The following is a 23,792-nucleotide window of genomic DNA, read 5'->3' as shown; positions in this document are numbered from 1 at the left end:
TCAGTCGCGCTGCAAGCGCCAAACCTCGGCGCCCGGCTGGTAGCTGGGCATTTCATCGGCGGCCGACTGGTTGATCGCCTGGAAGATCCGCAATTGCTCGCCTTCGCGGCGAAACAACCAGGTTTGCCCCTGCGCCCCCTGCTGCAGCCACAGGCTATCGTGTTCACCGGCCATGGCCGCGCAGTCACCCGCCAGGCACAAGGCATAGCGTTCGGCACCCGGCAGGCCCTCGACGCGGCCATCGGCATGGAACAGCACTAGCCCTCGCTCACCCAGCCCCTGGGTAATGAGCCAGCTACCCCCCAGGTAGGCACGGTACAGCGCAGCCTCGAAATGGCTGCCCAGCGGGCTTTCATCAACGCTGGCCGCGTATCGACGGAAGCGCTGCGCTGGCCACGACGGCCCCTCGCCCTGCAGCAACTCAGCCCCTGAACGACGCAGCTGCTCATGCTCATCGAGGCCAAAGTCGACCTGCCAGCCCCCCTCGGCCAGCGCCTGCAGGCACCCTTCGCCCTGTTCGAAGCCATTGCTGAAGCGGGCCAGGCCACGCGCTGCCTGCACGCGCCACTCCAGATTGGGGCCATAGGCCAGCAGCGCCTCGCGCAGCGAATCGTCGGCCACCGCGGCATCAATCGCCGCCTGGTTGATCCAGATACCGTCCACGCTGCGTCCACTGCAGCCAGCCAGCAGCAGGCTGCTCAGCGCCAGCCCAGCCAAGGCCAGGCGCAGCGGCTCAGGAAAGAACCAGGATGCCATCCATTTCCACCTGTGCACCACGCGGCAGGGCAGCCACGCCAATCGCCGCACGGGCCGGGTAGGGCTGCTGGAAGTAGCGCCCCATGATTTCATTGACCTTGGCAAAGTGCGCCAGGTCAGTGAGGAAGATGTTCAGCTTGACCACATCTTGGAAGCCGCCACCAGCGGCCTCGATCACCGCCTTGAGGTTCTCGAAGACCTGCACGGTCTGTGCCTCGAAATCATCGGAGACCAGATTCATGGTCTGCGGGTCGAGAGGGATCTGCCCGGACAGGTAGACGGTGTTGCCGGCCTTGATGGCTTGCGAATAGGTACCAATGGCGGCGGGGGCCTTGTCGCTGCTGATGACGGTCTTGCTCATGGGTCGCTCCTTGGAAAGACGCAGCTTCACGCGGTGCGCTGCAAGCTGCAAGTAAAAGCGGGGGACAGGCTACAGGCCGGCTCAAGAAGCCGGCTTGGCCTTTGACCTGCGCCGTTAGGTTGGCGGCGTTACGCCTTGGCCCGGGTAATACGAATCACCCCCTTGAGGGCGCGCAGTTTCTTGATGACCCGCGCCAAATGCACGCGGTCATGCACACTGATGATCAACTGGACCACGCTGGTCCGCCCATCGCGCTCGTCCATGCCGATCTTCTCGATATTGCCGTCGGCCATTGCCACGGTGCCGGCTAGCATGGCGATCAACCCACGCTGGTGCTCCAGCTCGACACGCAGCTCGACATTGAACTCGCCCTGCACATCCTTGGCCCAGGTCAACGGCAGGCACTTCTCCGGGTTATGGCGGATATCGCTGATGTTGCGACAACTATCCAGGTGCACCACCATGCCCTTGCCGGCGGACAGGTGACCGATGATCGGATCACCCGGGATCGGCGTGCAGCACTTGGCATAGCTGAGCACCAGCCCCTCGGTACCGCGAATGGCCAGCGGGCCCTCGCTGGTCGGCAGCTCGCCCCCTTCGCCGGACTCGGTCAGCAGGCGCCGCGCCACCACATAGGCCATGCGATTACCCAGGCCGATATCTTCCAGCAGGTCGTCCAGGCTGGCGAAACGATACTCGCCCAGCACCTGCTCGATACGCTCGGCCGGCACACGCTCCAGTTGGCTGTCGAAGCTGGCCAGTACCTTGTTGAGCAGGCGCTCGCCCAGACTCACCGACTCGGAGCGGCGCTGCTGCTTGAGGGCGTGGCGAATATGCGTACGTGCCTTGCCACTGACCACGAAATTCAACCAGGCCGGATTCGGGCGGGTCCCCGGCGCCGTGACGATCTCGACCGTACAGCCGCTCTGCAACGGCTGCGACAGCGGCGCGAGGCGGCGGTTGATACGGCAGGCGATACAGCTGTTGCCGACGTCGGTGTGCACCGCGTAGGCAAAATCGACCGCCGTGGAGCCTTTCGGCAACTCCATGATGCGGCCCTTGGGCGTGAACACGTAGACCTCGTCCGGGAACAGGTCGATCTTCACGCTCTCGATGAATTCCAGCGAGTTGCCGGCACGCTGCTGCAGCTCGAGAATGCCCTTCACCCACTGCCGGGCGCGCGCATGGTTGCCACGCGGCGCATCCTCTTCACTGGACTTGTACAGCCAATGGGCGGCGATACCGTGCTTGGCCAGCTCTTCCATCTCATGGGTACGGATCTGGATCTCGATAGGTACACCATGCATGCCGAACAGCGTGGTATGCAGCGACTGGTAGCCATTGGCCTTGGGAATCGCGATGTAGTCCTTGAAACGCCCCGGCAAGGGCTTGTAGAGGTTGTGCACCGCACCCAGCACGCGATAGCAGGTATCCACCTTGTCGACCACGATGCGGAAGGCATAGACATCCATGATCTCGTTGAATGCCTTACGCTTGCCACGCATCTTCTGGTAGATGCTGTACAGGTGTTTCTCGCGACCACTCACCTCGCCCTGCAGGCCTTCACGCTCCAGGCAATGGCGAATCGATTCCTCGATCTTGGCGACAATTTCCTTGCGATTGCCGCGCGCGCGCTTGACCGCCTGGCGGATGTGCGCCGAGCGCATCGGGTACATGGCCTTGAAACCCAGGTCCTCGAACTCGGCATACATGCTGTGCATGCCCAAGCGATTGGCGATGGGCGCGTAGATCTCCAGGGTTTCCTTGGCGATACGCCGGCTCTTGTCATGCGGCATGGCATCCAGGGTGCGCATGTTGTGCAGACGGTCGGCCAGCTTGACCAGGATTACCCGGATATCGCGGGCCATGGCCATGGCCATTTTCTGGAAGTTTTCAGCCTGCGCCTCGGCCTTGCTCTGGAAGTCCATCTGGGTCAGCTTGCTGACCCCGTCGACCAGCTCGGCGACGGTTTCGCCAAACTGTGCCTGCAAGGCTTCCTTGGGCACGCCGGTGTCTTCGATGACATCGTGCAGCATGGCGGCCATCAGGCTCTGATGATCCATGTGCATGTCGGCGAGAATGCTGGCAACCGCCAGCGGATGAGTCACGTAGGCTTCGCCACTGCGGCGGCGCTGCCCATCATGTGCTTGTTCGGCGTAGAAATAAGCGCGACGGACCAGATTGACCTGATCCGTGCCCAGATAGCTGGAAAGTCGTGTGGCGAGACCGTCTATGCCGGACATGGGGCTACCCCCGACCAGCCAGGTCGTCCTCGCGGCACATGACCTTCAGCCGGCATGAATCAGAGTGCCTCGCTGGACTCGTCCTCGAAGCTGACGAACAGCGGTTCTTCTTCGATCAGCTCTTCCTGGGCAACATACTCGGCATCTACCAGGCCACCGGCAATTTCGCGCAGCGCGACCACGGTGGGCTTGTCGTTTTCCCAGGCTACTTTCGGCTCTTTGCCGCCGGTTGCCAGCTGGCGGGCACGCTTGGTGGCCAGCATCACCAACTCGAAGCGGTTGTCGACATTGTCCAGGCAATCTTCAACGGTAACGCGGGCCATGGTGTTCCTCTGCATCTAAAACGGGGACGCCCGGGTGGGCGATCGGACTGAATAGTCTAAAGCAGCTTTGCGCCACAGGCTACAGGCGGCCGTGGCGAGCCTTCCGCTTCAGGCCAGCAGCTCGCCGAGCAGGCCGGCATGCCGCTGCTGTTGCGGCTGCTGGAGCAACTGATTGGCGCGCAGGATGGCCTTGAGATCATCCAGGGCATGAGCAAAGTCGTCGTTGATCACCAGGTAATCGTACTCGACATAGTGAGCCATCTCGCTGACCGCATCGCGCATGCGCCGCTCAATGATCTCGCCGCTGTCCTGGCCACGATGGGTCAGGCGATGGCGCAAGGCCTCCTGGGTCGGCGGCAGGATAAAGATCGACTTGGCCTGCGGCATCAGACGACGCACCTGTTCCGCGCCCTGCCAGTCAATTTCCAGAATCAGATCGAAGCCTTCGGCGAGGGTCTGCTCGACCCATACCTGGGAGGTTCCGTAGAGGTTGTCGAATACCTGGGCATGTTCGAGGAACTCGTTGCGCTCGAGCATCGCCGTGAAAGCTTCGCGGCTGACGAAGTGATAGTTGACCCCATCGACCTCGCCGGGGCGCATGGCCCGCGTGGTGTGCGATACCGACACGCGCAGGTTGGCCTGGCTGTCGAGCAGCGCCTTGACCAGACTGGTCTTGCCGGCGCCGGACGGTGCGGAAACGATGTACAGGGTGCCTGTGCTGGCCATGCAAATACTCCGGAATCAGTCTGGGCGGTGCGCAGCCACCGCTTATTCGATGTTCTGAACCTGCTCGCGCATCTGTTCGATCAGCACCTTGAGGTTGACCGCGCATTGCGTGGAGCGCGGGTCGAACGCCTTGGAACCCAGGGTATTGGCTTCGCGGTTGAGCTCCTGCATGAGGAAATCCAGACGCCGACCGGCGGCGCCACCCGCCTTGAGCACCCGCCGCACTTCGCCGATGTGCGTGATCAGACGATCCAGCTCCTCGGCCACATCGCTCTTCTGCGCCAGCAACACCAGTTCCTGTTCGAGGCGCTGCGCATCCAGCTCGACCTGCAGCTCGGCGCAGCGATCAAGAATCTTCTGCCGCTGGTTGGCGAGCATGTGCGGCACCTGCTCGCGCAGGGCGGCGACCTCATCCTGCATGGCATCCAGGCGCTCGCCAAGCAGCCGCGCCAGCTCGCCACCTTCGCGCTGCCGGCCTTCGCGCAGCTGCTGCAAAGCCTCCTGGAACAACGCCAGCGCCGCGGCATTGAGCGCCTGCGGATCAGCCACATCGGCAACCAGCACGCCAGGCCAGGCCAGCACATCCAGGGGGTTGAGCGGCGCCGGTTGGGCAATCAGTGCAGCCACCTGGCGCGCCGCTGCCAGCAACTGACGGGTGCGCGCTTCATCCACTTGCAGACGTTGCCCGGCGCCTTCCTCGACAAAACGCAGGGTGCACTCCACCTTACCCCGTGACAGCCCCTGGCGCAGGGCTTCGCGCACCGCGCCCTCCAGCTCGCGGAAGCTCTCCGGCAGGCGCAGATGCGGCTCCAGATAGCGATGATTGACCGAACGCAGCTCCCAGCACAGGGTGCCAAAGGGGCCGGCCTGCTCGCAGCGGGCGAAGGCGGTCATGCTGTGCACCATGGGGCAAACCTCGGCAGGCAATCAATGAACGGGCGATTGTAGCGCACCCGTCGCATGCCGCCCAATCGGACATGCCGCGCCGCCCGCCAGGCCCTATAATGACCGGCAGTTAATCCCCCAAGACAAGGTATTCCCATGAAGCGTCCCAGTGGCCGCGCCGCCGATCAGCTGCGCCCGATCCGTATCACCCGTGGCTACACCAAGCACGCCGAGGGCTCAGTGCTGGTGGAGTTTGGCGACACCCAGGTGATCTGCACGGTCAGCGTGGAAAGCGGTGTACCGCGCTTCCTCAAGGGCAAAGGTCAAGGCTGGCTGACCGCCGAGTACGGCATGCTGCCGCGCGCCACCGGCGAGCGCACCCAGCGCGAAGCCAGCCGCGGCAAGCAGGGCGGCCGCACCCTGGAAATCCAGCGCCTGATCGGCCGTTCGCTACGCGCCGCACTGGATATGAGCAAACTGGGCGAGAACACTCTGTACGTCGACTGCGACGTGATTCAGGCCGATGGCGGCACCCGCACCGCGTCGATCACCGGCGCCATGGTTGCCCTGGTGGACGCGCTGGCCGTGATGAAGAAGCGCGGCGCGCTCAAGGGCGAACCGCTCAAGCAGATGATCGCTGCCGTTTCCGTGGGCATGTACCAGGGCGAGGCCGTGCTCGACCTCGACTACCCGGAAGACTCTGCCGCAGAAACCGACCTCAATGTGGTAATGACCAGCCAGGGAGGCTTCATCGAGGTGCAAGGCACTGCCGAAGGCGAGCCCTTCCAGCCCGAGCAGCTCAATGCCATGCTGCTGCTCGCCCGCCAGGGCCTGCAGCAGCTATTCGAGGCCCAGCAGGCTGCCCTGCATAACGACTGAGCCACCCCCAACGGAGAAGCCGCCATGCAAGACCTGCAAACACCGCCCAGCGCCGAAGCCCGGCAATGGGCCATGCTGTGTCACTTCGCGGCCTTCTTCGGCCTGGTCTTCCCCTTCGGCAATCTGCTCGGCCCGCTGGTGGTCTGGCAGATCAAGCGCGACCTCGACCCCTTCGTCGACGCGCAGGGCAAGGAAGCGGTGAACTTCCAGATCAGCGTAACCCTGGCCGGCCTGGCCTGCGTGCCGCTGATGCTGATCCTCATCGGTTTCCCCTTGCTGGCGCTGGTTACCGTCGGCGCCCTGGTGCTGACGATCATCGCCGGCATCAAGGCCAATGAAGGCCAGGCCTACCGCTATCCGTTCTGCTGGCGGCCGATTCTCTGATCACAGCCAGCCGAGCTCGGCCAGGGATTGCGGCTCACCCTCACCCACCACGAAGTGATCGAGCACGCGCACCTCGATCAGCCCCAAGGCCTCCTTGAGGCGCTCGGTCAGCAGGCGATCAGCCTGGCTGGGCTCGGCCACTCCGGACGGATGGTTATGCACCAGGATCAGCGCTGCGGCATTGTGTGCCAGTGCGCGTTTGACGACCTGCCGCGGGTAAACGCTGGCACCGTCGATGCTGCCCTGGAACAGCGCCTCGAAAGCCAGCACACGGTGGCGGGTATCCAGAAACAGGCAGCCAAACACTTCATGTGGCTCGTGGCGCAGCTGCGCTTTCAGGTAATCCCGCACCGCCTGCGGGCTTTCCAGCGCCGAGTCACGACGCAGACGCTCGGCCAGGTGGCGGCGGGCCATCTCCAGCACCGCCTGCAGTTGCGCGAACTTCGCCGGGCCCAGACCCAGGTGCGCGGAAAAGGCCGGCAAGTCGGCCTCGAGCAACGCGCGCAGGCTGCCAAAGTCGGCCAGCAGACGCCGCGCCAGCTCCACCGCGCTACAACCGGCCACCCCGGTGCGCAGGAAAATCGCCAGCAATTCGGCATCGGTAAGCGCCGCCGGGCCGCGTTGCAGCAAACGCTCACGCGGCCGTTCGGCGGCCGGCCAGTCGCGGATACTCATGAGTTGACTCCCTGTCCAGTGTCCCGCCAGTCCGTGGCGGCCCGCCGGCGCTGCTCCGCGCCAGGCCCTGTGCTATCGTAGCGCAGATTTTTTGCAGGGCCAGCGACCGGGGAGGTACGCCGGCCCTGCAGCTTCCCGCAGATTCAGACAAGGCAGGCCTATGCAGCGGCTGTTCCGGAAACGCATCGTCCTTGGCGTGGGCGGCGGCATTGCCGCCTACAAGAGCGCCGAACTAGTTCGGCGCCTGCGCGATCAGGGCGCGGAAGTCCGCGTGGTAATGACCCGCGCCGGCTGTGAATTCATTACCCCGCTGACCCTGCAGGCGCTGTCCGGGCATCCGGTCGGCCTGGATCTGCTCGACCCGGCGGCAGAAGCCGCCATGGGGCATATCGAACTGGCCCGCTGGGCCGATCTGGTCCTGATCGCCCCAGCCACCGCCGACCTCATGGCGCGCCTCGCCCAGGGCGTGGCCAACGACCTGCTGACTACCCTGGTGCTGGCCACCGATGCGCCGGTAGCCCTGGCCCCGGCGATGAATCAGGCCATGTGGCGCGACCCCGCCACCCAGGCCAACGCCCAACTGCTGGAGCAGCGCGGTATGCGCCTGTTCGGACCAGGGGTAGGTAGCCAGGCCTGCGGCGACACAGGCGCCGGGCGCATGCTGGAAGCCGAAGAGCTCGCCCAGCGCGCCGCCGACTGCTTCCAGGCGGGCCTGCTGGACGGCGTGCGCGTGCTGATCACCGCCGGCCCGACCCGCGAAGCGATCGACCCGGTGCGCTACATCACCAACCACAGCTCCGGCAAGATGGGCTTTGCCCTCGCCGAGGCTGCCGCCGAAGCCGGCGCACAAGTCACCCTGGTCTGCGGCCCGGTCCACCTGCCCACACCGCAGCGGGTGCAGCGCATCGACGTCAGCAGCGCCCGCGACATGCTGGCGGCCTGTGAAGCGGCCATGCCCTGCGAGCTGCTCATCGCCGCGGCGGCCGTGGCCGACTACCGACCGCAAGTGGTGGCTTCGCACAAATTGAAGAAAGACCCCACCCGCGAGGACGGGCTGCTGTTGCAACTGGTGCGCAACCCGGACATCCTCGCCACCCTGGCGGGCCGCAGCGACAGGCCGTTCAGCGTCGGCTTCGCCGCAGAAACCGAGAACCTGCTGGACTACGCCTCACGCAAGCTGCGCGACAAGAACCTCGACCTGATCGTCGCCAATGACGTCGCCAACCCGAACATCGGCTTCAACAGCGAAGACAACGCCATCACCGTGATTGATCGCCAGTTGCAGCCCACCGCTTTCGCACAGACCAGCAAGGGCAAGATCGCCCGCCAGCTGATTGCCTTCATCGCCGACCGACTCCAGCGAGCCTGACATGCACAGCCTGCAAGCCAAGATTCTCGACCCCCGCCTGGGTAGCCAGTTTCCCCTGCCCAGCTACGCCACACCGGGCTCGGCCGGGCTCGACCTGCGCGCCATGCTGCAAGAAGATCTGACCTTGCAACCTGGGGAAACCGTGCTGATTCCTACCGGCCTGGCCATCCACATTGCCGATCCCGGCCTGGCGGCGCTGATCCTGCCGCGCTCCGGACTGGGTCATAAGCATGGCATCGTGCTGGGCAATCTGGTCGGTCTGATCGACTCCGACTACCAGGGTGAACTGATGGTGTCCTGCTGGAACCGCGGTCAAGCCGCCTTCACCCTGGCTGTCGGCGAACGCCTGGCCCAGCTGGTGCTGGTGCCCGTGGTACAGGCACATTTCGAACTGGTCGAACAGTTCGACGACAGCCAGCGCGGTGCCGGTGGCTTTGGCCACTCGGGCAGCCATTGAACTCGCTCCATTTCCATCTCGCCGCGTAACAAGGAGAGCCGCAGTGAAAGGCCTGATTGGCAAAAAGAAAAAAGATAGCCAGGAAACCCCTGTCGGCCTTCCCGAGCAGCCCGCCCAGGAGCAACGCCCGCCCCTGCAGGCCCTGCTGCCCGGCCTCGCCGTGGCAGCCTGCGGCTTGCTGCTCGGCCTGGCCCTGCTCTGGCTGGTCAACCTCAACAGCTCTGCCGAACAGCACCAGCAACAGCTGGCCCAACTGCACGCCGAGCAGCTGACGCAGAGTATCGACGCTGGTCTGCGCCAACTGCAGGCCGATACCCAGGCCGCCGCCAGCAATCCGCAATGGCTTGAAGCCCTGCTCGCTGGCGATACGCCACGCATCCAGGCCCTGCAGGCGCAGTACCAGCACTGGGCACAGGTGGTCAGCGTTACCGTCAACCTGCCCGGACAGGCCGAGCTGAATGCCCAGGCAGCGGCTCCCATCAGCTTTGCCGCGCTGGACCTGATTCGTCGCGCGGAAAGCGGGCAGAACCCCTCCCCGGAAGCCTTCCGCGTCGGCGAGCGCTGGCTGGTCTACAGCGCCACCAGCATTCGCGGCAAGAGCGGCCTGGTGCAGGGCTCACTGCTTCTGGTAGTCGACCTACAGCGCCTACTCGACCTGTGGCCACGCCTGGACGGCCAGGTCGGCCAGCTGCAGCTGCTCCAGCAATTCAGCAACACCCCCGAACAACTGCTCGCCAGCCAAGGACAGGACAGCGGCCAGCCTGCGCTGCTGCTGACCACCAGCAACCCGCACTGGCGCCTGCGCTTTAGCCCGGCACGCTATGCGCAGGCCGGCGGCAACCCATTGCCCATGCTGGGCCTGGCCCTGCTGCTGGGCCTGGCAGGTGCCTTCGCCGGGCTGCTGCTGCTGCAACGCAGCTGGAACAAGCGCCTGCAGGAAGACAGCGCGCAGCTCAGCCAGCTGCTCCAGGAAGTTGCCGCCGGGAAAAGCCCCAAGGGCTTCTCGCTCAGCCTTGCCGAACTCGACAGCCTGGCCCGCCAGCTGGTGCGCCTGCCGCGCCGCAGCGAGGCACCCAGCGTCGCCGTCAAGCCGGCAAGCAGTGCATCCGCACCCGGCCCACTGGAGAAAAGCATCCTCGACGAAGAACTGGTCAACCCCTTGTTCCAGGACACCGACATCCTCGACATCGACATCCTCGATGAAGACCAGGATCTGCTCGGCCTCGACCAGCCATCCGCCAGCTCTCGCCCGGCGAGCAGCCTGCCAGCCAAGCTGCCCGCCAGCATCTTCCGCGCCTACGACATCCGCGGCGTGGTCGGCAGCAGCCTGACCCGTGAGAATGCCTACTGGATCGGCCGCGCCATCGGCTCGGAAAGCCTGGCCTGTGGCGAGCCCGGCGTAGTGGTCGGCCGTGACGGCCGGCTGTCCGGTCCAGAGCTGGTACAAGGACTGATCCAGGGGTTGATCGACTGCGGCTGCCAGGTCATCGATATCGGCATGGTGCCCACCCCGGTGCTCTACTACGCCGCCAACGTATTGCAGGCCCGTTCCGGCGTCATGCTCACCGGCAGCCATAACCCACCGGACTACAACGGCTTCAAGATCGTCATCGCCGGCGAGACGCTGGCCAACGAGCGCATCACCGCCCTGCATCAGCGCCTGCAAAATAACGACCTGGCCAGCGGCGTGGGCAGTGTCGAGGCGGTGGAAATCCTCGATCGCTACTTCCGCGAAATCCGCGACGACATCGCCATGGCCAAACCCATGCGCGTGGTGGTCGACTGTGGCAATGGCGTAGCCGGGGTGATTGCCCCGCAACTGCTCGAGGCGCTCGGCTGCAGCGTGATTCCGCTGTACTGTGAGGTCGATGGCAACTTCCCCAACCATCACCCGGACCCCGGCAAGCCGGAGAACCTCAAGGATCTGATCGCCCGGGTCAAGGCCGAAGAAGCCGACCTCGGCCTGGCTTTCGACGGCGACGGTGATCGCGTCGGCGTAGTGACCAATACCGGCACCATCGTCTACCCGGATCGTCTGCTCATGCTGTTCGCCAAGGATGTGGTCACACGCAATCCGGGTGCCGACGTGATCTTCGATGTCAAGTGCACCCGCCGCCTGACCGCCCTGATCAGCGGCTACGGCGGCCGGCCGGTGATGTGGAAGACCGGCCACTCGCTGATCAAGAAGAAAATGAAGGAAACCGGCGCCCTGCTGGCCGGCGAGATGAGCGGGCATATCTTCTTCAAGGAGCGCTGGTACGGCTTCGACGATGGCATCTACAGCGCCGCGCGCCTGCTGGAAATCCTCAGCCAGGAGCGACGCAGTGCCGAGCAAGTGTTCAGCGCCTTCCCCAACGACCTGTGCACCCCGGAGCTGAACATCGAGGTCACCGACGACAACAAGTTCCGCCTGATCGAACGCCTGCAGCGCGACGGCAGCTGGGGCGAGGGCAGCCTGACCACCCTCGACGGCGTGCGCGTCGACTACGCCAAGGGCTGGGGCCTGGTACGCGCCTCCAACACCACGCCGGTGCTGGTGCTGCGCTTCGAAGCCGAGACGGCCGAAGAGCTCTCGCGCATTCAGGAGCTGTTCCGCGCCCAGCTGTACAGCATTGCCCCGGACCTGCAACTACCGTTCTGAACCACCTGCCGGGGCCATCCGCCCCGGTGCCTTACCGCTTAACCGGAGTTATCCATGACCCTCAGCCGCGCCGCTGCCACCGAAGTTGCCCAGGTTCTCTCCGAGGCACTGCCCTATATCCGCCGTTTTGTCGGCAAGACCCTGGTCATCAAGTACGGCGGCAACGCCATGGAAAGCGAAGAGCTGAAGACCGGCTTCGCCCGTGACATCGTGCTGATGAAGGCAGTGGGTATCAACCCGGTGGTGGTGCACGGTGGCGGCCCGCAGATTGGCGATCTGCTCAAGCGTCTGGCCATTGAAAGTCACTTCATCGACGGCATGCGCGTGACCGATGCACAAACCATGGACGTGGTGGAAATGGTTCTGGGCGGCCAGGTCAACAAGAGTATCGTCAACCTGATCAACAGCCATGGCGGCAAGGCGATTGGCCTGACCGGCAAGGATGCCCAGCTGATCCGCGCCAAGAAGCTCAAGGTCAGCCGGCAAACTCCGGAAATGACCCAGCCGGAAATCATCGATATCGGCCATGTCGGCGAAGTCATCGGCGTCAACGTCGAACTGATCAACATGCTGGTCTCCGGCGACTTCATCCCGGTCATCGCGCCCATCGGGGTCGGCGAGCAGGGCGAGTCCTACAACATCAACGCCGACCTGGTGGCCGGCAAGGTGGCCGAGGCACTCAAGGCGGAAAAACTGATGCTGCTGACCAATATCGCCGGCCTGCTCGACAAGCAGGGTCAGGTGCTCACCGGGCTGAGCACCGAACAGGTGGATGCGCTGATTGCCGACGGCACCATCTATGGCGGCATGCTGCCGAAAATCCGCTGCGCGCTGGAGGCCGTGCAGGCCGGCGTGACCAGCTCGCACATCATCGACGGCCGCGTACCGCATGCCGTGCTACTGGAAATCTTCACCGACAGCGGTGTCGGCACCCTGATCAGCAACCAGCGCGCCTGAGCGCGCGCCGGGTTCAGCGCGACCAGAGCTCGACCAGACGAGCCTTGTCGCGCAGGAACTCGGCGTCTACCTGGCGGCGATTGTCGCTGAAGCGCTGGATGTCGCTGCGCACACGACGCTGTTCTGCCTTGAGGTTGTCGATCTGCGCCAGCAAGTGCTCCGGCACAGCACGGCCCGCCCGCTCATGATCAGCGGCCTGGCTCTGCAGGTTGGCCTGCTGGGTGCGCAGCGACTGCAAGTTGGCGCGCGCCACGCTGATCACCCCATCCAGTTCCTGCAGCTTGCGCGCACGCGCGCGCTCGATGTCCTCCGGCGTACCGTACAGCCGCAATAACTGGGCGTCGCTCTTGGCGCGGTTCTTTTCCTCCAGCAGGCGCTGGCGCTCCTCCAGCGGCGGTGCCGCTGGCACCACGCGGGTTACCCGACCCTGCTCGTTGAGCACTTCGTAGCCACGGTGAATGTGTTCAGGCGGCACGCCCTGACGATCGATGACCACCACCCCCTTGTCGTTGACGTAGCGATACAGCTCGGTCGCCATCGCCAACGAAGGTAACCAGGCCGCCAGGCACAACAGAGGCATCACGCGCAGCTTCGACATAGGCATTCCCTGTCGGGACAGGCCGCACCCGGCTGTCCCTTGTTGTTATTCAGATTCCAAATTGCCCGCGATAGGCCTCCACCGCCGGCAGGTGACGCTTCAGTTCAGCATCCCCGGCCAGATATTCCAATACCTGATCAAGGGCGACAATGCTCACCACGGGAATCTGGAAATCGCGTTCCACTTCCTGGATGGCCGACAGCTCACCCTGGCCGCGCTCCTGACGGTTCAGGGCGATCAGTACGCCGGCCGCCTGGGCGGCTTGCCCATGGATGATCTGCATCACTTCGCGGATCGCCGTACCCGCGGTAATCACATCATCAACGATCAGCACCCGGCCAGCCAGCGGCGCGCCAACCAGCGTACCGCCCTCACCATGATCCTTGGCCTCCTTGCGGTTGAAACACCAGGGCAGGTCCTGGCCATGCTGTTCGGCCAGCGCCACCGCGGTAGCGGCCGCCAGGGGAATACCCTTATAGGCCGGACCAAACAGCACGTCGAAGGGAATCCCGCTGTCGACCAGCGCCGCCGCATAGAAACGCCCCAGGCGGGCCAGCGCCAGCCCCGAGTTGAACAACCCGGCATTGAAGAAGTAGGGACTGGTGCGTCCGGACTTGAGGGTGAACTCGCCAAAGCGCAGAACCCCGCGCTCAATGGCAAACTGAATGAATTCGCGCTGGTAGGCCTGCATGGATAATCCTGTCGAAAACGGCTCCGGGCCACGGATTTGGCCAAGAAGCGCTGAGCTCGGGTATCATACACAGACGAGTTTTTAGGGGCCATTTATGCGGATCATCAGTGTGAACGTGAATGGTATTCAGGCTGCCGCCGAACGAGGTCTCCTCAGCTGGCTGCAAGCCCAGAATGCCGACGTGATCTGCCTGCAGGACACCCGGGCCAGCCTGGACGAGATGGATGACCAGGCCTTCCAGCTGGATGGTTATTACCTGTATGCCAGCGCGGCCGAAGTAGCCGAGCAGGGCGGCGTGGCACTGTACTCGCGCCTGCAGCCCAAGGCGGTGATCAGCGGCCTGGGCTTCGAGCTGGCCGATCGCTATGGACGCTACCTGCAGGCCGACTTCGACAAGGTGAGTATCGCCAGCCTGCTGCTGCCTTCCGGGCAGCGCGGCGACGAGGACCTGAACCAGAAGTTCAAGTTCATCGACGACTTTACCCACTACCTGAACAAGCAGCGCCGCAAACGCCGTGAATACATCTATTGCGGTTCGCTGTATGCGGCACAGAACAAGCTGGACGTGAAGAACTGGCGCGACTGCCAGCAACTGCCGGGCTTTCTCGCCCCCGAGCGCGCCTGGCTCGATGAAGTGTTCGGCAACCTCGGCTATGTCGATGCCCTGCGTGAAGTCAGCCGCGAAGGCGAGCAGTACAGCTGGTGGCCGGATAGCGAGCAGGCCCAGACGCTGAACCTCGGCTGGCGTTTCGACTACCAGATTCTCACGCCCGGCATGCGCCGTTCGGTACGCAGCGCACGCCTGCCACGCCAGCCGCGCTTCTCCCAGCATGCGCCGTTGATCATTGACTACGACTGGACCCTGAGCCTCTGAGCCGTCCGTCGCCAGACGCCCGCAACATGCGTTGCGCCTTGCTTTGCCAGGGCTGCTCTGATATAAAGCAGCGCTCTTTTCGAGGGGCCCTGCGCACGACCTGTCGTGACAAGCAGGTAAGACCCTGATGAAACGGGCGTTAGCGCCTATGAGTGAAAGTTCAAGCGGCCAACCCATGCCGGGTTGGGCATGTGGTTTAGAGGGCTGAGGTATGTCGAGAGTCTGTCAAGTGACCGGTAAGGGTCCGGCCGTTGGGAACAACATTTCCCACGCAAACAACAAAACCCGTCGTCGTTTTCTGCCGAACCTGCAGCACCATCGCTTCTGGGTCGAGTCGGAAAAGCGTTTCGTGCGTCTGCGCGTTTCGGCCAAGGGCATGCGTGTCATCGACAAGCGTGGTATCGACGTAGTGCTGGCTGAGCTGCGCGCTCGCGGCGAAAAGGTTTAAGGAGACTGTCATGCGTGATCTGATCCGTCTGGTGTCCAGCGCCGGTACCGGCCACTTCTACACCACCGACAAAAACAAGCGCACCACGCCCGACAAGATCGAAATCAAGAAGTACGATCCGGTCGTTCGTAAGCACGTGATCTACAAGGAAGCCAAGATCAAGTAATTGATCCGGCCGCCTGTGAAAGAACCCGCCCTGTGGCGGGTTTTTTCGTTTTGCCCGCGTGCTGCGTCCTGCTCGCTGTCACAAGCCTGCAATAATTCCGTTATCTAATGCCCTGCATCTGAACCGCAAACGGACAAGGCTTAACCATGGCAGGCAAGACCATTCTCATCGTTGACGACGAAGCGCCCATCCGCGAGATGATCGCCGTGGCCCTGGAAATGGCCGGCTATGACTGTCTCGAAGCAGAGAATACCCAGCAGGCGCACGCCTGTATCGTCGACCGCAAACCAGACCTGATCCTCCTCGACTGGATGCTCCCCGGCACCAGTGGCATCGAGCTGGCACGCCGCCTCAAGCGCGACGAACTGACCGGCGACATCCCCATCATCATGCTCACCGCCAAGGGCGAGGAAGACAACAAGATCCAGGGCCTGGAAGTCGGTGCCGACGACTACATCACCAAGCCGTTCTCGCCACGCGAACTGGTTGCCCGCCTCAAGGCCGTGCTGCGCCGCGCCGGCCCCGCGGACAGCGAAGCGCCCATCGAAGTCGGCGGCCTGCTGCTCGACCCGGTCAGCCATCGTGTCACCATCGATGGCCAACCGGCCGAGATGGGGCCCACCGAATACCGCCTGCTGCAGTTCTTCATGACCCATCAGGAGCGCGCCTACACCCGCAGCCAGCTGCTTGACCAGGTCTGGGGGGGCAACGTGTATGTCGAGGAGCGTACCGTCGACGTACATATCCGCCGCCTACGCAAGGCACTGGGCGAGGCTTACGAAAACCTCGTGCAAACCGTGCGCGGCACCGGCTATCGTTTCTCCACCAAGGGTTGAACGGCTGTCTGGCCCAGGCCTGCCCGTGTTGAGCGCCTGCAGAAGGGACGCATTGTGTTGAACCATAACTGGCGCGGCGCCCTGATACGCCGCCTGCTGCTGTTGCTGGCTGGCTGCCTGCTGCTGGGCCTGATCAGCGGCGAATACGCCTGGGCACTGGCATTCGGCCTGGCCGGCTACCTGGGCTGGCATCTCAGCCAGCTGCTACGCCTGCACAAGTGGCTGCGCGAGCGCCAGGAGGACGAGCCTCCGCCCGACGGCTACGGCCTGTGGGGTGAGGTCTTCGACAGCATCTACCACCTGCAGCGCCGTGACCTGCGCGTTCGTGGGCGCCTACAGGCGGTGATCGACCGTGTTCAGGAATCCACTGCAGCGCTCAAGGATGCGGTGATCATGCTCGACAGCCAGGGCAACCTGGAATGGTGGAACCGCGCCGCCGAGACCCTGCTGGGCCTGAAGAGCCCGCAGGACAGCGGCCAGGCGATCAGCAACCTGGTGCGTCATCCACGCTTCAAGGAGTATTTCGAGCAGGGTAACTTCCACGACAACCTGGAGCTGCCCTCACCGATCAATGACCGTCTGCGCCTGCAGTTCCACATCACCCGCTATGGCAACCGCGAACACCTGATGCTGGTGCGCGATGTCACCCGCCTTCACCAGCTGGAACAGATGCGCAAGGACTTCGTCGCCAATGTCTCCCATGAGCTGCGCACACCGCTGACGGTGATCACCGGCTACCTGGAAACCCTGTTGGACAATGTCGAGCAGATCAATCCGCGCTGGCTACGCCCCATGCAGCAGATGCAGCAACAGGCCGGACGCATGCAGAACCTGCTCAACGACCTACTCCTGTTGGCCAAGCTCGAAGCTACCGACTACCCCTCGGACAGCCAGCCGGTGGCGGTCGACCTGCTGTTGCTGTCGATCACGAGCGACGCCCAGGCACTGTCCGGGGCACGCCGGCATCGTCTGCAGCTACAGGCCGACCCGCACCTCAAGCTCAAGGGCAGCGAAGCGGAGCTGCGCAGTGCCTTCTCCAACCTGATCTTCAATGCGGTCAAGTACAGCCCGGATGAAAGCGAGATCAGCATTCGCTGGTGGAGCGACGAGCAGGGCGCGCATCTCGCCGTGCAGGACAGCGGCATCGGTATCGAGGCCAAGCACCTGCCACGCCTCACCGAACGCTTTTACCGGGTCGATTCCAGCCGGGCCAGCCACACCGGCGGTACCGGCTTGGGGCTGGCCATCGTCAAGCATGTGCTGCTGCGCCATCGTGGCCGCCTGGACATCAGCAGCACGCCGGGCAAGGGCAGCACCTTCACCTGCCACTTCCCGGCCAGCCAGGCGGTGCGCCGCCACTGATCACTCAGTGGCGGGGACGCCGCCGCCATTGCAGCCACACCAGCAGCCCCAGCAAGGCCAGTCCTGGCAGCCACATCCACTCCTTGGCCCAGCGGTCAGTCGGTGCGCGAACCGCCAGGATCTGCTGGTCGAATTCCAGCCCAAGCTGCGCGGCCAGGCTGCCGAAGGCAACATTGTCGACCAGTAGCCGGCCATCCTCCTCGATCAACTGCAGACCCAGCGCCTGCAGGCGCTCCTCGCCTGACGCCCCCTCCGGCACCGGCAAGAGCAGGGTAAAGCGGCGTGGATCGCCTACTTCGTTTTCACCCAGCACCTGCAGACGCAACTGACTATCCGCTGCCACGTCACCCAGCGCCTGGACCAGCGCCGTGGGCGCGATGTCCTGGTAGGGATCATGCAGGCGATCCATCCAGAACCCAGGACGGAACAGGGTAAAGGCGACCACAAGCAACAGCAGGCTCTCATACCAGCGACTACGCACGATGAAGTAACCCTGGGTGGCCGCAGCAAAGATCAGCATGGCCAGGGTAGCCACCAGGAAGATCAGCACGCCATGCCAGAAGTCCACATCAATCAGCAGCAGGTCGGTATTGAAGATGAACAGGAAAGGCAACGCCGCCGTACGCAGGCTGTAGTAGAAAGCCACCAGGCCAGTCTTGATCGGGTCGCCCTTGGATACCGCCGCCGCCGCAAACGACGCCAGGCCCACCGGTGGGGTGACGTCGGCCATGATGCCGAAGTAGAAGACAAACAGATGCACGGCAATCAGCGGCACGATCAGACCATTCTGCTGCCCCAGGCCGACAATGACCGGCACCAGCAGACTGGATACCACGATGTAGTTGGCGGTGGTCGGTAGCCCCATACCAAGGATCAGACTGAACAGCGCGGTGAGCAGCAGCATCAGCAGCAGATTGCCCATCGACAGCAACTCCACCACATCGGCCAGCACCAGGCCAACCCCGGTCTGCGAGACCGCCCCGACGATGATGCCCGCCGCCGCCGTGGCAATACCGATGCCGATCATGTTGCGCGCCCCGGCGATCAGCCCCTCGCGCAAGTCGACCAGTCCGTCGCACCAGCCACCATGGGTAGCCCCGCCATCCCCGCGCAGCCAGCTAAGCAACGGACGCTGGGTCAGCAGGATGATGATCAGCATCACACTGCCCCAGAACGCCGAGAGACCGGGTGACAAGCGCTCAACCATCAGACACCAGACCAGCACCACCACCGGCAACAGGAAATGCAGGCCGGACAACAGCACCGCACGCGTCTCCGGCAGGCGCTCCAGCGGTGCCTCCGGGTCATCCAGCTGCAGGGGCGGATGACTCGCCGCCACTTTCAGTAAAGCCAGGTAGGTCAACGCCAGCAGGCTGCCAATCCCCCAGCTAGCCGCCTCGCCGAGCGCCGGCTTGAGCCAGCCCAACCCGTAGTAGACGAGCAGTGAGAGGCCGCTGAGCAGCGCCGCACCAAACGCCACGCCAGCCAGACGACGCAACCAGGTTTGCTGCGGAGCACTGCGCGGCAAGGCCTGCAGGCCCAGCTTGAGCGCTTCCAGATGGACGATATAGATCAACGCAATGTAGGAAATCAGCGCCGGCAAGAACGCATGCTTGACCACCTCAACATAGGGAATGCCGACATATTCGACCATCAGGAACGCCGCCGCGCCCATCACCGGCGGCATGATCTGCCCGTTGACCGAAGATGCCACCTCGACAGCTCCGGCCTTCTCGGCGGAAAAGCCGGTGCGTTTCATCATAGGAATGGTGAAGGTGCCGGTGGTCACGGTGTTGGCGATCGACGAACCGGAAATCAGCCCGGTCAATCCGGAGGCCACCACCGCGGCCTTGGCCGGGCCACCGCGCAAATGACCAAGCAGGCTGAAGGCCAGCTGGATGAAATAGTTGCCGGCACCCGCTCGCTCCAGCAACGCACCAAACAGGACGAAGAGAAATACGAAGCTGGTGGAAACCCCCAGGGCAATCCCAAAGACCCCTTCGGTGGTGATCCACTGATGGTTGGCCAATGCTGTCAGGCTCACCCCGCGATGCGCGAGAATGCCCGGCATGTAGGGTCCCAGCAGGCTGTAGAGCAGAAACAGCGCGGCAATGACCGTCAGCGCTGGGCCCAGGGCCCGGCGGGTAGCCTCAAGTAGCAACGGCAGGCCCAGACAGGCTACCCAGAGATCCAGGTCGGTGAGATTACCCGGACGCTGCGCCAGCTCGGCATAGGCGATGAACAGGTAGGCAGCCGTCGCGCAGGCCAGCAGCCCCAACGCGATATCCGCCAGCGGCACACGATCACGCGGCGAGCGCTTGAATGCCGGGAACACCAAAAAGGCCAGCAACAAGGCAAAGGCCAGGTGAATGGCGCGGGTTTCCGTATCGTTGAACACGGCAAAGCCCAGGCTGAAGGGCAACGGTGAGGCGATCCACAACTGGAACAGCGACCAGAGCAACGCCAGCAGGGCAATCAGGCGTCCCATGCTACCTTGCGGCAAGCGGGCACCGACATCCTGGGCAATCAGCTCTTCGGTGGAAAGATGTTTGTCTTGCATGTAAGGGCAACCTCTAGAAGCCGCCAGCGCGGCAACGGAAAAACCCGCGAAGCCTCAGCTTGCGGGTTTTTCCAGAGCGGGGTGACGGCAGCGCAAAACCGCTGCCGCCTGGCGATCACAGCCAGCCGCGTTCGCGGTAGTAGCGCGCAGCACCTTCGTGCAGCGGCGCCGACAGGCCTACCTTGATCATGTCCTCGGCCTTCAGCTCGGCAAAGGCCGGGTGCAGACGCTTGAAGCGCTCAAGGTTGTCGAAGACCGACTTGACCAGTTGGTAGACCACTTCCGCATCGGTCTTCGCGCTGGTGGACAGCACGGCCTTGCCACCGATCGAAGCGGTCGGCTGACCGTTACCCTTGTACAGGCCACCAGCGATTTCCGCCTTGCTGAAGTAGGGGGCCTTGGCCAGGAGCTGCTCGACGGCTTCGCCGGTAATCGGCACCAGTACCGCATCCACCGTGGTGGTAGCCTCCTGGATTGCGCCGTTGGGATGGCCGACAAAATAGGTCATGGCATCGATATTGTTGTCACCCAGTGCGCTGGCCTGCTCGGCCGGCTTGAGCTCAGCGGCCAGGGCAAAGACGGACTTGTCCCAGCCCTTTTCACGCATGATTTCTTCCAGGGTGTCACGTTGCCCGGAGCCCGGATTGCCGATATTCACGCGCTTACCCTTGAGGTCATCCAGGCCATGGATATGCGCATCACGCCGGGCCAACACGGTGAAGACCTCGCTCTGCAGCGAAAAGACTGCGCGAATGTCTTCCATCGCACCTTCGGCGGCAAACGGCGCCAACCCCTGCATGGCCTTGTACTGATGGTCCGACTGCATGATGCCGAAATTGAATTCACCACTGCGGATGCCATTCACGTTGGCCACGCCACCGCCGCTGGCCGGTGCGTTGCAGCGCAAGCCGTGCTCGCTGTTGCCGCGATTGAGGAAGCGGCAGATCGATTGGCCGGCAACGTAATACACGCCGGTTTGCCCACCGGTGCCGATGGTGACGAATTTTTCATTGGCCTGTACCGCGCCGCCCAGGGTGGTTGCCGCCAGGGCTGCGGACAGTACCCATGCCAGGGGAGTGCCTTTCATGGGGATTGCTCCTTTTGTTCTGCGGATAGAGTTGTACCGGGCCTTGTGGGCCTGGCGGGCCAGAGTAAAACAGCCACAGCACCTGACTGGCAAGTCTGTAACGGGCAGGCTCCGGCAACCATAGTCCAGTTTCGCCGCATCAACCACGCCGTGATCAAGGCGGCGGATGACTTGCAAATCTGGGCGAGCAACGCCACTGTTCTGACTGGTCGACCACACAGCCATCGTCATGGATCCTGCACCCAGCCCACTCATCCCACTCGCCCTGCTGTTGTTGTACAGCCTGCTGCTACTGGCCTTGCAGGGCTGCTGCAACCTGTCGCGCTACTGCCTGCAGTACTACCCGGAACAACCCGAGAACAGCCAGGGCCGCCTGGCCACACTGCTGGCCCAGCGCGAGCGTTACCTGTGGGCCGGACGTCTCGGCAATGCCGCGCTGAGCATCGCCCTGGGTTGGCTGTTGGGTAGCCGCCTGTCCACCACCCTCGGCAGCTACCTGGCCAGCCAGGGTCCGGCTGCCAGCAGCTGGCAGGGCGTACTCGTGGGCCTGCTGCTGGCAGGCCTGCTCTACCTGTACGCACTCGGCGTACTGTACTGGCCGCGCCACTGGGCGCGCCGCCAGGCCACACACCTGTTGCCACGCCTGGGCTGGCTGCTGCAAGGCTGTTACCTGTTGAGCTGGCCCCTGTTGCGCCTGGCCGAGCACAGCGCCACAGCCCTGCAACAACTGGCCGGCATCGTCCCGGGTTACCGCACAGCACGGGCGCAGACCGAAGAACAGGCCAGCCTGGCCAGCCAACGGGTCATGGCCTCGGCGGCCGAACTGGGCGAACTGGAAGTGCTGGACTGGGCCAATTCGCGGGAAGACCTGGTTTACCTGGATAGCCACGCGGCCTTGCATGAAGTCTTCGAGCTGTTCCGCCGGCACACTTACAGCCGCTACCCGGTCTGGGATGAAGCCAGCGGGCGCTTCATCGGCCTGCTGCATATCAAGGACCTGTTGTTGCAGCTCTCCCTGCTGGAAATGCTCCCAGGCAAGTTCGACCTGGCCAGCCTATTGCGCCCGCTGGAGCGTGTGCATCGTCACCTGCCCCTGGCCAGTCTGCTGGAACAATTTCGCCAGGGCGGTACGCATTTCGCGCTGGTGGAAGAGGCCGACGGCAAGGCCATCGGCTTCCTGACCATGGAAGATGTGCTGGAGGTGCTGGTTGGCGATATTCAGGATGAGCACCGCAAGGTAGAACGCGGCGTACTCAGCTACCAGCCGGGCAAGTTGCTGGTTCGCGGCGATACGCCGTTATTCAAGCTGGAACGCCTGCTTGGCGTAGACCTCGACGCCATCCAGGCCGACACCCTGGCCGGCCTGCTGTACGCCAGCCTGGAGCGCATGCCGGAGGAAGGTGAACAATTCGAGCTGGCCGGCCTGCGTATCAGTATCAAGAAGATGAAGGGCCCGAAAATCGTCCTGGCCAAAGTCACCCTGGCCGCTTAGGCCACTTATTCGCCACCCACGGCAAAGTTGGGCAGGCGATCAATGGGCTGGGCAAAGTCGAAAGGAATCGACTCCAGGGCCAGGCCGACATTGCGCTGCACCACAAAATGCAAGTGCGGGCCGGTGCTGTTGCCGGTATTCCCGGAGCGCCCGATCTGCTCGCCGACGGCGACCCGCTGGCCCTCGCGCACGCTGACCGAGCCGCGCATCAGGTGCAGGTAGACCCCCATGGTGCCGTCATCGTGGAGGATCCGCACGAAATTGCCCGACGGGTTGTTGCCCCGACCACTCTGCCGGTTCTCGGTCTTCACCACCATGCCAGCCCGTGCCGCGACGATCGGCGTCCCCTCGGGCATGGCGATATCCACGGCGTAACGCCCCTTGGGACCGGTGTGGCTGTAGCTACCGCCCGGTCCCTGGGTCAGGCGGAACGGTCCGCCACGCCAGGGCAGGGGGTAGCGATAATGCTGCTGGACCAACCGAGGATCACCCATGGCATAACGCAGCCGCGGTGTATAAGCCATCGGCTGCCCGGCCTTGCGCGGGGCAAGGGTGGCCAGGCGGATCTGGCTGCGCGGTGCCAGCACCCAGCGAATAGGCTCTTCCGGGGCACCGCTGACATTGCGCAATTGCTCGAGGCGCAGTTCGACCTCCACGGGAGCAAACAGGTCGTTGCGCACCAGCAGGGTTTCGCCGCCGGCATGCTTGCGGGTTTCCAGCTTCACCTGATTGTCCAGCCGTTCGACCATGCGATCACGGAACACGAAGACCTGCGCCCCCGGCACGGCCTGGTCGCTATAGGTCACCACGCCCTGTTGGTCGACATATTTGTAGATGGTCAGCGCCTGCACCGGCAGGCACAGCAATAACGCGGACAAGGCAAGCAGACGCGAAAGCATGGGCGTAAGCACGAAAAATGACGGGATAAGCAAGACTAGCAGGCACTCTGCCAGACGGCGACCGTCAGCCTGACAGGCTGTGCGCCAGCGCACGACGCCTGCGGGGCTGCAGGCACGCGCCGG

23 protein-coding genes and 2 pseudogenes are annotated in these 23,792 nt (G+C 63.8%); 13 read left to right on the top strand and 12 right to left on the bottom strand.

The features are described 5' to 3' along the window. From CFY91_RS11430 to CFY91_RS11405, 6 genes are all read right to left on the bottom strand, one after another. Positions 1 to 756: a hypothetical protein gene (locus tag CFY91_RS11430; RefSeq protein WP_229727146.1), complete on the bottom strand. Its 756-nt coding sequence runs from the start codon at positions 754 to 756 to the stop codon at positions 1 to 3. Next, positions 734 to 1,117, bottom strand: coding sequence for a RidA family protein (locus CFY91_RS11425; RefSeq protein WP_093986499.1), 384 nt, complete (start codon positions 1,115 to 1,117; stop codon positions 734 to 736). The genes CFY91_RS11430 and CFY91_RS11425 overlap by 23 nt, the downstream gene beginning before the upstream one ends. 128 nt (positions 1,118 to 1,245) lie before the next feature. Next, complete coding sequence (spoT, locus tag CFY91_RS11420) at positions 1,246 to 3,360, bottom strand: bifunctional GTP diphosphokinase/guanosine-3',5'-bis pyrophosphate 3'-pyrophosphohydrolase (protein WP_093986498.1); 2,115 nt, start codon at positions 3,358 to 3,360, stop codon at positions 1,246 to 1,248. A 59-nt stretch (positions 3,361 to 3,419) separates the two neighbouring features. Then, positions 3,420 to 3,683 carry a DNA-directed RNA polymerase subunit omega gene (rpoZ, locus tag CFY91_RS11415; RefSeq protein WP_093986497.1) on the bottom strand — a complete coding sequence of 88 codons (264 nt, stop codon included), beginning with the start codon at positions 3,681 to 3,683 and terminating at the stop codon, positions 3,420 to 3,422. A gap of 108 nt (positions 3,684 to 3,791) precedes the next feature. Further along, on the bottom strand, positions 3,792 to 4,409 hold the full coding sequence (gmk, locus tag CFY91_RS11410; RefSeq protein WP_093986496.1) for a guanylate kinase: 618 nt from the start codon (positions 4,407 to 4,409) through the stop codon (positions 3,792 to 3,794). Positions 4,410 to 4,451: 42 nt separating this feature from the next. Continuing rightward, the gene (locus tag CFY91_RS11405) at positions 4,452 to 5,315 is read right to left on the bottom strand and encodes a YicC/YloC family endoribonuclease (protein WP_093986495.1); all 864 of its coding nucleotides are present in this window, start codon (positions 5,313 to 5,315) and stop codon (positions 4,452 to 4,454) included. A gap of 135 nt (positions 5,316 to 5,450) precedes the next feature. Between CFY91_RS11405 and rph the strand changes: the two genes are divergently transcribed. Both rph and CFY91_RS11395 read left to right on the top strand, forming a co-directional pair. Beyond that, positions 5,451 to 6,173: a ribonuclease PH gene (gene rph, locus CFY91_RS11400; RefSeq protein ID WP_093986494.1), complete on the top strand. Its 723-nt coding sequence runs from the start codon at positions 5,451 to 5,453 to the stop codon at positions 6,171 to 6,173. A 24-nt stretch (positions 6,174 to 6,197) separates the two neighbouring features. Continuing rightward, positions 6,198 to 6,557 (top strand): DUF4870 domain-containing protein, encoded by a 360-nt coding sequence (locus tag CFY91_RS11395; protein WP_093986493.1) that lies wholly within the window; start codon positions 6,198 to 6,200, stop codon positions 6,555 to 6,557. Here the strand turns inward: CFY91_RS11395 and radC are convergent, their stop codons facing one another. Then, positions 6,558 to 7,232 (bottom strand): RadC family protein, encoded by a 675-nt coding sequence (gene radC, locus CFY91_RS11390; protein ID WP_093986492.1) that lies wholly within the window; start codon positions 7,230 to 7,232, stop codon positions 6,558 to 6,560. It lies immediately after the preceding gene. Between the two features lie 160 nt (positions 7,233 to 7,392). Here radC and coaBC point away from each other — a divergent pair, with 160 nt between their 5' ends. The 4 genes from coaBC to argB all read left to right on the top strand — a co-directional run bounded on the left by coaBC (position 7,393) and on the right by argB (position 12,656). Beyond that, positions 7,393 to 8,601, top strand: coding sequence for a bifunctional phosphopantothenoylcysteine decarboxylase/phosphopantothenate--cysteine ligase CoaBC (gene coaBC, locus CFY91_RS11385; protein ID WP_093986491.1), 1,209 nt, complete (start codon positions 7,393 to 7,395; stop codon positions 8,599 to 8,601). Between the two features lies 1 nt (position 8,602). Next, complete coding sequence (dut, locus tag CFY91_RS11380) at positions 8,603 to 9,058, top strand: dUTP diphosphatase (protein ID WP_093986490.1); 456 nt, start codon at positions 8,603 to 8,605, stop codon at positions 9,056 to 9,058. Between the two features lie 1,261 nt (positions 9,059 to 10,319). Then, on the top strand, positions 10,320 to 11,699 hold the full coding sequence (gene algC, locus CFY91_RS16110) for a phosphomannomutase/phosphoglucomutase (RefSeq protein ID WP_195807305.1): 1,380 nt from the start codon (positions 10,320 to 10,322) through the stop codon (positions 11,697 to 11,699). A 54-nt stretch (positions 11,700 to 11,753) separates the two neighbouring features. Next, positions 11,754 to 12,656 carry an acetylglutamate kinase gene (argB, locus tag CFY91_RS11370; RefSeq protein WP_093986489.1) on the top strand — a complete coding sequence of 301 codons (903 nt, stop codon included), beginning with the start codon at positions 11,754 to 11,756 and terminating at the stop codon, positions 12,654 to 12,656. 13 nt (positions 12,657 to 12,669) lie between these two features. Here argB and CFY91_RS11365 read toward each other — a convergent pair whose 3' ends face one another. Then, complete coding sequence (locus tag CFY91_RS11365; RefSeq protein ID WP_093986488.1) at positions 12,670 to 13,260, bottom strand: DUF4124 domain-containing protein; 591 nt, start codon at positions 13,258 to 13,260, stop codon at positions 12,670 to 12,672. Positions 13,261 to 13,303: 43 nt separating this feature from the next. Further along, a complete protein-coding gene (gene pyrE / locus CFY91_RS11360; protein WP_093986487.1) occupies positions 13,304 to 13,945 on the bottom strand; it encodes an orotate phosphoribosyltransferase in 642 nt (213 codons plus the stop codon). Positions 13,946 to 14,039: 94 nt separating this feature from the next. On the opposite strand from pyrE, the gene CFY91_RS11355 reads away from it, so the two are divergent. The 5 genes from CFY91_RS11355 (at position 14,040) to phoR (ending at position 17,631) form a co-directional block, all read left to right on the top strand. Then, positions 14,040 to 14,819 (top strand): exodeoxyribonuclease III, encoded by a 780-nt coding sequence (locus CFY91_RS11355; protein WP_093986486.1) that lies wholly within the window; start codon positions 14,040 to 14,042, stop codon positions 14,817 to 14,819. Between the two features lie 211 nt (positions 14,820 to 15,030). Further along, entirely contained in the window at positions 15,031 to 15,267 is a 237-nt protein-coding gene (rpmB, locus tag CFY91_RS11350; protein ID WP_093986485.1) for a 50S ribosomal protein L28, read from the top strand. A 10-nt stretch (positions 15,268 to 15,277) separates the two neighbouring features. Next, positions 15,278 to 15,433, top strand: a complete 156-nt coding sequence (gene rpmG, locus CFY91_RS11345) for a 50S ribosomal protein L33 (RefSeq protein ID WP_014854577.1) — start codon at positions 15,278 to 15,280, stop codon at positions 15,431 to 15,433. 146 nt (positions 15,434 to 15,579) lie between these two features. Continuing rightward, on the top strand, positions 15,580 to 16,269 hold the full coding sequence (gene phoB, locus CFY91_RS11340) for a phosphate regulon transcriptional regulator PhoB (RefSeq protein WP_093986484.1): 690 nt from the start codon (positions 15,580 to 15,582) through the stop codon (positions 16,267 to 16,269). A 51-nt stretch (positions 16,270 to 16,320) separates the two neighbouring features. Beyond that, a complete protein-coding gene (gene phoR / locus CFY91_RS11335; RefSeq protein WP_371870518.1) occupies positions 16,321 to 17,631 on the top strand; it encodes a phosphate regulon sensor histidine kinase PhoR in 1,311 nt (436 codons plus the stop codon). A gap of 4 nt (positions 17,632 to 17,635) precedes the next feature. Here phoR and CFY91_RS11330 read toward each other — a convergent pair whose 3' ends face one another. Both CFY91_RS11330 and CFY91_RS11325 read right to left on the bottom strand, forming a co-directional pair. After that, complete coding sequence (locus CFY91_RS11330; protein ID WP_093986483.1) at positions 17,636 to 20,191, bottom strand: TRAP transporter permease; 2,556 nt, start codon at positions 20,189 to 20,191, stop codon at positions 17,636 to 17,638. Between the two features lie 115 nt (positions 20,192 to 20,306). After that, positions 20,307 to 21,278: a TAXI family TRAP transporter solute-binding subunit gene (locus CFY91_RS11325; protein ID WP_093986482.1), complete on the bottom strand. Its 972-nt coding sequence runs from the start codon at positions 21,276 to 21,278 to the stop codon at positions 20,307 to 20,309. A gap of 229 nt (positions 21,279 to 21,507) precedes the next feature. On the opposite strand from CFY91_RS11325, the pseudogene CFY91_RS16445 reads away from it, so the two are divergent. Both CFY91_RS16445 and CFY91_RS16440 read left to right on the top strand, forming a co-directional pair. After that, positions 21,508 to 22,062 (top strand): annotated as a pseudogene (locus tag CFY91_RS16445) (CNNM domain-containing protein); the annotation flags it as partial. A gap of 15 nt (positions 22,063 to 22,077) precedes the next feature. Continuing rightward, positions 22,078 to 22,770 (top strand): annotated as a pseudogene (locus CFY91_RS16440) (transporter associated domain-containing protein); the annotation flags it as partial. 5 nt (positions 22,771 to 22,775) lie between these two features. On the opposite strand, the gene CFY91_RS11315 reads toward CFY91_RS16440, so the two are convergent. After that, positions 22,776 to 23,669, bottom strand: coding sequence for a peptidoglycan DD-metalloendopeptidase family protein (locus CFY91_RS11315; protein WP_093986480.1), 894 nt, complete (start codon positions 23,667 to 23,669; stop codon positions 22,776 to 22,778). Positions 23,670 to 23,792 lie beyond the last annotated feature (123 nt).

The organism is Pseudomonas fluvialis (assembly GCF_002234375.1).
Lineage (GTDB): Bacteria > Pseudomonadota > Gammaproteobacteria > Pseudomonadales > Pseudomonadaceae > Aquipseudomonas > Aquipseudomonas fluvialis.
The sequence above is the reverse complement of the archived record's forward strand: the minus strand, read 5'-3'. Positions and strand labels throughout refer to the sequence as shown.